The organism is Clostridium sp. AM49-4BH (assembly GCF_003478335.1).
GTDB lineage: Bacteria > Bacillota > Clostridia > Lachnospirales > Lachnospiraceae > Butyribacter.
This window is the reverse complement of record NZ_QUFB01000073.1, coordinates 1-8,989: the sequence shown is the minus strand read 5'-3', so window position 1 is coordinate 8,989 and position 8,989 is coordinate 1. Positions and strand designations below refer to the sequence as shown.

Sequence of the window (8,989 nt, the reverse complement as noted above, 5' to 3'; positions counted from 1 at the left end):
GATATGATAATGCATATAAAGTTTTTCAACCTGTAAATAGTTTTTTTTCCTTTTCATCTGATTCTTTATAATCTCTTACAATTTTAAATTCTTTTACATTTATGTCCTTAAGCTCGTCCATCTGATATAAAATCTGATCCTTTCCTTCTATTAAATCATCTATCTTGGCATGCAAAATATAGCTTTTTTCCCTGTCAACATTAAGATCAGAATCTTCTATCATCTCCTTTTCAAATGTAATATACTCTTGCGTTCTATCACAAATCTCCCACAATGTGGGTATGGAAATATAGCCCAAATTGTCTTTTATATATCTAATAGGTATCTTGTGTACTGTATCACATGCGCACAATGATATATATCTCTTTCCACTAACCTCGCACTCAAAATAAAGAGCATTTTTATGTTTTGCTTCTCTAGGCAATGCTCCCATCAAAACGCCATATACAAACTCTTCATTACATTGTATCACTATCACCGGTCTATGATCCAATAAAGCATCGTTATATTTTTTCCATGCATTTGAAACCTTATATATTCCTCCTCTGATCACTTTCATTATATCTCCTCCTTTCCACTTAATAATTTCATAGTGTTTAGCACTCACATACAGAAAGAAATTAGAACTTTCTTCTCTTACCATACGAATTTATCCAAAAAGTATTTTGCCATATTATACCACACCACGACATAACATGGCAAATTTATATATATATAGCGGTTTTCCGAATCGATTTTTATGATCGGTATTCGCCTTGGTGGTTATACGCACGATATCTCCATCTGATACGCCCTCCACATACAAAGGTTGTCCACTTGATCCATTACCCATAGAGTTGATAGCATTGCACACTTGAGTAAGCACAGGATTAAGAGCATTAAATACGCCATCTGACACGGATTGTACAATTTGATTGTTGTTGGCTACAGCAGTCTTATTTCCAATCGTACCTACAAGCTCCGGTCCTTTCTCTCGTGCCAAAAAGTACTGGCCCTGCTCCGGGAATCCACCCGTGGCAAATTTAGGCATTGCTATCGTTTTTAAATTAAAACCAAAATCTTTACCTCCAATTTTAGGAACCCACTTAGGAATCGAAACCTTGATCTTATTGATCGCACCGATAATATACTTATTGATCCAATCAATGATCAATTTTATTCCACTTTTCACAGCATCCGTAATGAGACTGACTGAAATTTTCTTATCAGTCAAGCTATCCCAAGCTTTTTTGACTTTATTAAATGCTTTCGTACCTTCCTGCTTGAGAGTCTGGGTTACTTCTCTGTCCTTGATTTTATTCCAAATCCTAGACACCTTTTCGATTGCGCTCTTACCTTTCTCCTTCAAGGTCTTTGTTGCCTGTCCAGATTTGATAGCATCCCAAGACTTCTTCGCCTTATCAATGATATCCTTGCCTGTCTGCTCAAGTGTCTTAACAGCTTTGCTATCCTTAATGGCCGTCCAACGGGATTTAAGTGCTGCTAATGCCCCTGCTGCCTTTTCCTTGGCATCTGCTGTCAATGTAGATACTTTGTCCTTAATAGCGTTCCAAGCACCTTTTACCTTGTCCAACGCCCCATCTACTTTTTCCTGTACGGCAGCTTTAAGAGTCACATACTTATCACCCCACCAAGCCTTAACACCGTTCCACCAACCGGAAATACTCTTTTTCCAATCTCCAAAAGTTGTTTTAATCGCTAATGCCTTATTTCCCCACCAATCCTGCACATCTACCCACCAATCAGCAAACGCTGACCAGAAATCTGACCAATCATCATCGGTAAAATGAATAAAATCTGAAAACTTCCAATCAACCTGATATTGTTTCATATCTTCAGAAACAAGTTCATCGCCGATGGATTTTCCAATCTTTGCACCAATACCAACCGCCGCTACTGCTGCTACAAGCGTTGTTGCCACTGTTGCCGCTGTTGCCGCTGCGCCTGCGGTCGCTAGCCCAGAAAGACTTCCTGTCATAAGCGCTGGAACTTGTGCAAAGGCAGTTGTAATTCCAGTTCCAATTGCACTTGCGATTCCACTCACTGTAGCTGTTTCAGCTCCAACTGCAGTTGCAATTTTACCCATTATTTTCCCCGCCAATGGCTTGACATAATTCATTCCGAAGTCCTTCACTTTGCCTAATGCTATTTCTATAGCACCTTTTATTTTGCCGCCTAATACTGTTAATGCTGTCTCATCTTTTTCTAAGGAAATACCAAGCACTTTCAATATTTTAGTTGCTGCCTTCTCCATTGATTTTGTGGTAAGCGTTGAAAGCTTAATAAAACCTAACGCAGTAACAATTGCTGTTTCGACTGGAGATTGTGCAAAAGCACCTTTTATCGCTTCCGCAAGTGCCCCTAATATTTTTATGGCAACATCCCCAAGATTCCACACAATTCCTTTAAAATCAATAGAACCAATTGCAGTTGCAATTGCTTGCCCCACACTATCCCACTTCACAGTACTCAGTGCCGTTGAGATGGATGTAAGGATTCCAGAAATCCCCCCAGAAATAGTCTGACCAAGCTCCTGCCAACCATTTAATCCAGTTTTTTTGTTGACTTTATTCATGACAGCAAACGCATCATTAATCCCCTGTCCCAAGGCAGTGCCAAGACTACTGAAATGAAATGTTTTTATAGCTCCGAAAGCCAGTTCAATAGCTGCTCTTATTTTGGTGGCCGTGCCCTTGAGATACGATTGAATAACACCGGTATCGATCCAAGCATTAAGTGTTGTGGCAATAGCTTTGCCAAGATTCAACCAATTTATTGTCGAAAAGAATGTTGTTTCTGCTTCAATTGCCGCTTTCATCGATTTTCCAATAGCACTACCAAGTCCTGCCCAATCAAGTTTAGCTACAAACCCATTGATAGCAGTTGCAAGCAATTTGGCAACCTTTTTCGCCCCTTTTGCAAACTGGTCCACATTGTCGTTGACCCATGAAATCCCCTTATTGAGCCAGCCAGCAATGGCAGAGCCAATGTCTGTACCATTCCCCGACTTCCAAGCTTTTTTAAATAACTTAGTCAACTTATCGGCAAATTTTTCTGCATCATTAGTCATATTTTTATAAGCCTTATCCCAAACAGTCTTGTAATCAGCTAAAGCATTAGACAATTGACTGGTAAGATCGATAGGCTTACTATTCTTATCAGCATCCTTTTTTGTATTATCAGAATTAGTATTGATCACATTAAGCTCGTCAAATCCCATGAGCTGCTTGGACAGTTTCTTAACAGAATCTGATGTATCATCAACGGCATCCTTAGCATCGTCAGCAGAATCTTCCAGTCCATCAAAAGCATCTGAATAGCCACCCCCGGAAGAGCCAATCACTTTACTTAAATCGACTCCAAGCATGGATGCTGTCCACTCAAAAAGTCTGCGAATGGCAATAACCAGTCCATTGATATATGGCAGTATCTTTGCCACTGCAGGCAACACTATAGCACCTATTATTCTCGATAACGATCTAAAATTATTATTCAATAAGCGTAACTGATTTGATGGCGAATTAATGGTTTTGCAAGGTCTCCCCATGATACCTTGGATTGATCCAAAATAGCCAACATACGAAGCTGCATTTTTTCCGACTGTGACATAGCCGAAACATTCTTTTTGATTCCATTTGCAAGGGCATACTGTTTTAATGTTGCATTTGATGTATCAATACCAAACTTATACAATGCCCTAGACTGCCCCAGTAATCCCGATGAAAAGTTATTCATAACTGTATCCATATCAAGATTTTTGAAGGAAGACATATCTCCGGCAAGCATAGATAAAGCTTCGGATGTTACCACAGATGCTTCTCCTGTCATTCCAACTGAATTTGTCACCTGCGCTACACTGGCAGCATAGTTGGTCATTTGTGTCGGATCCAGTCCAAGATTCTTTTTTCCAAGATCAGACAAAGTTCCATCGTTTTCAATCTGAAACCCGGTCATTTTCCCCATTGTTTGCGTCAAACGATTTTTAAAGGATTCTCCGTATTCCTCTGCATTTTGGTAACCATATTTCTTGTATTCCTTGCCCCATTCAGAAGCAATCTTCCCCATTGTGGTATCAAAATAATTAAATTCTTCAATGTAATCCATGGATGATTCTACGGCACCACGCAAATATTCACCAATCCCTCGAAGAGAGCGGAATCCAACATACAGCTTAGCCAATTTGCTGATCAGATTTCCCGTAGAGCTAGTAGTCCCATGAAAGATTGGAATCAACGCTTTGAGACGACTTCCAAACGCAGACACAGCATTTCCACGCAATGAGGACATAAGATTTCTCAACTTACTACCAAAACTAGATGCAGAATTTCCTGCCTGTTGAGATTCTGTCCAAATAGAATGAAACCCCTGTTTCACTCTATCGAATGTACTAAGACTCTGTTCACCTCCAACAGATTCTTTCAAATCTGCCTTATACTTTTTCAAAGCACCATCGGTCTTTAAGATTTCCTTGTAAATATTATCAAAAGCCTTGTCACCAAATCCAAAACCATCTGCTTTAAGTTGTTTGAGATCTACTTTTAATTTCTGGAGTTTTACATCTAAGCTGTCCGTTGATTTAATATCTGTCTCTAATCCATTTGCCCTCTCATTTAAGGCAGCTTTGTATACTTTGGCTTCTTTAACTACTTTCTGTAATGCAATATATGCCTCATCCCACTCATCAGTTCCTAAACTCTTCCCACTTTTTTCAATACTTGCAAGCTGAGCTTTCGCCTCTGCTATTTTTCCCGCAAAGCCTTGTACTGCACTTTCTGCACGATTCACCTGTTCTAGCGACTCTTTCAAAGACTCTGCCGAAGCATCTACCGAATATTTAGCACTTTTTGGCACACGTCCCGTATTTAGCATTGTTTTGGCCACAGCTTTTGTTTCGGAAAATCCGTTTCCAGCATCCGAGCGAATGATAGGAATGGATGCTAAATCCTGCACCTTGTGAGTTTTCATCTGTGAGATCTTCTGTTCCAATTCTGATAATTTATTCAAAGAAACAGCTATATCATACTGTAAACTACGGAATGTTTTATTCTCTGGTGACGAATTTCCAACTGCTAACGCTTTCTGCTCTTTTTCACTTAATTGATCCAGTTTGTTGCGTAGTTTATCTGCCTCTTTCTCAATTTCTGACAAATTGTTAGATAATGCATTACCGGTACCTGCACTAGAAAATTCATTTGCCAAGGACTGGACAGATTTCTTTACATTCTGAATACCCTTACTATCAAATTTTAGTCCGGAGCCCAGTGCCTTTTGTGCCATTGATACAGATTCCTGCAAAGAGCCCGCTGACTTTTCCACAGATTGTGCTGTATTCTCCAACTTTCTAGCATCTGCTAACTTATCCAAGCCTTTTGCAAGTTTCGTAAAATCGGAAGTTTTCACGCCACTCAATGCCTGTGCTGCTTTGGTAAAATGGCTCATACCGCTCGCAAATGCGTTAAGTTCATTGGCATTAAGACCGCCCAATGTACGGCGTAACTCCATCATCTTCTTTACAAGCTTATCCAACTGTTCGTTGGCACTTCGAGCAGACGCATCTACCTTAATGTTCAAACTATCTATTGCTGCCATTCTGCACCTCCTACGGTAAAAGAAAAGAGAGCAACCCATATTGGGCTGCTCTCCACTTAATGCTCAAATAACTCTTTTTTACGCTTTGCTCTCCGCTGCTGTCCTTCCATGATTTGTAATTGCATGACCAAAGCTTCTCTAGCTTCTTTAATTTCTTGTTCAGTATAACCATCATGCTCTTGTCGTTCGGAGGATTCCTTGCTTTCTCCAACTTCAAAAAGCGGCTTCTCAGGGTATTTCCCTCCAAAGCAAGCATTGATGGCACGCATTGTGTACAGACCATTTCGCCACATTGCATCTTCCTTCTGCTGCAATCTCTCTTCGTATGCTTTACGGAATGCCGTCAGCTTGGTAGGATTCAGGTGCCAAAACAAGTCATACGGACAGCCATACAGCAAAGCTTTTGGCAGAAATTCTTCCCAAATCAGCTCTGAAAATCGTTTTCTTTGCCCTCCGCTCTCGCTTCCATTGCTGCTTTCTGCGCTTTGGTTGGCTTCTTCCGCTGATGATCCATCGGTTTCTTCGGCTGTTTCTTCTGTTTGCTCTTGACCAGACTCTCCATGTTCTCCAGAATGTCTTCCATTCCGGTTCGCTTGAAAAAACCATCTTTCTCCATCTGCTCTGCAATAGAAGTACAAAGAGCATAGTAAGATGTTGCTCTTTCATCTTCAGGATTTTCCCTGCAAAACTGTTTATACAAACATCTCGCATCTGCACGACTTGTAATTGTTCCGTCTCCATCTGGGCCCGTTCCGTGATTTTCCAGTAAACCAGCATAAAACATGTCCATTGCCATTCTTGGTAGATCTGAAAGACTCATCAGAAAATCCCTCACCTGCATCTCTTCCGAATGTTTACTGTCAATCTTTGCTGTCATCATACCGCCAAAAATATCCATTGCTGCATCAATACACTCATGACACTCTGCTGCTTCAAATGTATATTCCAAAATATACTCTTTACCATTCACTGTAATGTTCATATCAAATCTCTCCTTTTCTTTCTCATGAAAGGGGACACTGATTTGTCCCCCTCAAAAAAAAATCATGTTGCTCTAGCAACTGCTTAGGCTGCCACTGGCTCAATAGATTCTCCAAGTCCATCGTACTCATTGATGACATTGGAAATCTGGATATCCAATTTACTACCAGGTTCTAAATCCGGCATAGGAATCTCTCCCGGTTCAAACTTAAGAAAATAAGAACCAAAGCCGGGGATATAAATGTCTGCCCATGTAGCTTTTCCTGCCGCCTTACCTTCCAAAGATGCATCTAATAATGCATTCCAAGCCGTAACAAAATCTGTCGACCCGTTGAAGTTAAGATTCCAGTCTCCACCAGTGTCACCAACACCAGCAATGTACTGTTTGATCTTATCCTCAAAACAGGATACATCGATCTTATCTTTGGTGACATTGATACCGGCAATCTTGCTGCATCGCTTGATCCAAGTAAATGCCTTTGGCTTGGTTCCAGCTGTCTCCTCAACAGCCCATCCAAATTTTACGTCAATCGTAGATAAATCCATCTTCTTTTCCTCCTTTTTTGGGAAAACAAAAAGAACCTCGAAATCTCGAAGTCCTTTCATTTACTGTTTCTATCATAAAAATGCCAAAGCATTCTTATTTCATATTCTTTTTACAACTCATCGCCATCACCGACAATCCTTCGGAATCTCGCAATGATTCGGAAATACTCCCGATTATCCGGGTACGGACCCGCAATCAGATCATACCCCATGCTAAGCATCACATTTCCTGCCGCATCCATGATCTTTCTCGCTTCTGTCTGCGATCCATTTGGCGATGCTGCCGAATACGCATGTATCTCGATCGTGGATGTGATGTAGCACTGCGTATTCTGGAAGTCTCTGCCTGCTGTGGGTTCTCCAAGCGATTTGATATACAAACACGGAAACTGTGTCGGTGCACTGGATGAATCCGTAGAAGTCAGATACAACTTCGGATACGGTGCATCCGGATCTGTTTTCAGCCTCTGCATCATACGCTTATTAACCTTGTTCCATACGCTAAGCACCGGCAAACACCTCCCTCGCTATCTCCTCTATTCTTTCCCGCAGATCCATACCGGTCTGGTACAAAAAAGGACGGCTTGGCATTCCCTTTGTCCAATGCCATTCGCCATCCTTAAAATAATACCAACCCATATCGCCATGCTGATTCACATCATATTTCCACCCCACAATGGAAGTATCCGGGTGCGGGGATTCCTGCCCTACGACGCCTGTACCAAACTCCACATATGCCGCCCACGGACAATCCGTGATCACAAGCCAGCTTGCACCATCCGGCACGGAACCACTGTACTCTGCACGAATATTTGATAACAGCTCACCACTGTAGATTGCGTCAAAGTCCGCAATGTTCACTCTGGCGATCTCCACGCCGATCTCTGCTACACGCTGAGCAAGGATACGGCATTTATATGTAAGCTGTTCCTGGTATGCCTGCATTTGTTTTATGGCAGCATCAATAGAGGATGGGCTGTCGTAGGTGAAATTTATTTGTGTTGACATGATTTCTCCTTGTATTATCGAAGATAAATATCATAAATATAACCTTGAAGGCATATTTGAGCCACCCTACATAAATACTTTCCTTGCTTTTCGAGAAAACCCTTATTAAAATGGAAAACTCTTCTTTTTTGAATATACATATTATTATATTTCTCAATTTCACTAAGCAATCCATTAAAACGACACTCATTGCCTAATTTCAACGCAATAAGCATACAAATTTTCTGAGCTCTTTGTTGTTTTTCACTATATATTTGTCCATTTATATTTTTTCTACAATTACAAAATTCTGCTATAATGATTAACTCCACTAAAAGCTCATATACCGCATTCGTCAAATCTGTTCGCATCTGATAATGAAACATATTAGCATTTTGTCGAAAAGCATCTTTTGTATCTTTATGATTTTTTCTAGTCATCTCTTCTGCATCACGTCTATTGACATTCAATATATAAATAGAAATAATGCCAGACAAAAAGCTTCCAAATAAACCTCCTAAAAAACCTAACCAGCCGTCACTACTTCCATTTACATTTAATGGATATTTCACAAAAAAAAATGCTGTAGCTATTGCTATTGTAAGAAATGCGACCAAAATCAAAATCGCTATGATAATTTGCCTATTCCTTTTCATCAATACCACGCTCCTTTCATCGCCATTATACGACAAAAGGAGCTACATTGGAACATCATTTTACAACAAACCAATCCTCTAAAAATTGAAATGTTTAATTCCACCCTCCCCTTATGCAGTAGAATTCTCTTATGCACAAGTGGCATTTAATCTTTCACATTATTGTGTTATGCTCATAGTCGTGCTCTGACAGCAGTAGGAGGAGAACTATCATGAGTAAATACATTCCT

The 8,989-nt window shown here is 40.4% G+C and carries 9 protein-coding genes; all 9 read right to left on the bottom strand.

Translation table 11 applies throughout. From position 1 onward, the window contains the following. Positions 1-25: 25 nt before the first annotated feature. The 9 genes from DW981_RS13550 to DW981_RS13510 all read right to left on the bottom strand — a co-directional run bounded on the left by DW981_RS13550 (position 26) and on the right by DW981_RS13510 (position 8,759). Entirely contained in the window at positions 26-643 is a 618-nt protein-coding gene (locus DW981_RS13550; RefSeq protein WP_147352660.1) for a hypothetical protein, read from the bottom strand. Positions 644-673: 30 nt separating this feature from the next. Continuing rightward, positions 674-3,439 (bottom strand): hypothetical protein, encoded by a 2,766-nt coding sequence (locus DW981_RS13545; protein WP_147352659.1) that lies wholly within the window; start codon positions 3,437-3,439, stop codon positions 674-676. Between the two features lie 53 nt (positions 3,440-3,492). After that, complete coding sequence (locus DW981_RS13540; protein ID WP_118508096.1) at positions 3,493-5,589, bottom strand: hypothetical protein; 2,097 nt, start codon at positions 5,587-5,589, stop codon at positions 3,493-3,495. 56 nt (positions 5,590-5,645) lie between these two features. Then, entirely contained in the window at positions 5,646-5,882 is a 237-nt protein-coding gene (locus DW981_RS13535; RefSeq protein ID WP_147352658.1) for a hypothetical protein, read from the bottom strand. A gap of 131 nt (positions 5,883-6,013) precedes the next feature. Further along, entirely contained in the window at positions 6,014-6,571 is a 558-nt protein-coding gene (locus DW981_RS13530) for a hypothetical protein (protein WP_118508094.1), read from the bottom strand. 83 nt (positions 6,572-6,654) lie between these two features. Further along, the gene (locus DW981_RS13525) at positions 6,655-7,116 is read right to left on the bottom strand and encodes a hypothetical protein (protein WP_118508093.1); all 462 of its coding nucleotides are present in this window, start codon (positions 7,114-7,116) and stop codon (positions 6,655-6,657) included. Positions 7,117-7,226: 110 nt separating this feature from the next. Further along, positions 7,227-7,625, bottom strand: coding sequence for a hypothetical protein (locus tag DW981_RS13520; RefSeq protein WP_118508092.1), 399 nt, complete (start codon positions 7,623-7,625; stop codon positions 7,227-7,229). Next, complete coding sequence (locus DW981_RS13515; protein WP_118508091.1) at positions 7,618-8,124, bottom strand: hypothetical protein; 507 nt, start codon at positions 8,122-8,124, stop codon at positions 7,618-7,620. The genes DW981_RS13520 and DW981_RS13515 overlap by 8 nt, the downstream gene beginning before the upstream one ends. Positions 8,125-8,138: 14 nt before the next feature. Further along, positions 8,139-8,759, bottom strand: coding sequence for a hypothetical protein (locus DW981_RS13510; protein ID WP_118508090.1), 621 nt, complete (start codon positions 8,757-8,759; stop codon positions 8,139-8,141). Positions 8,760-8,989 lie beyond the last annotated feature (230 nt).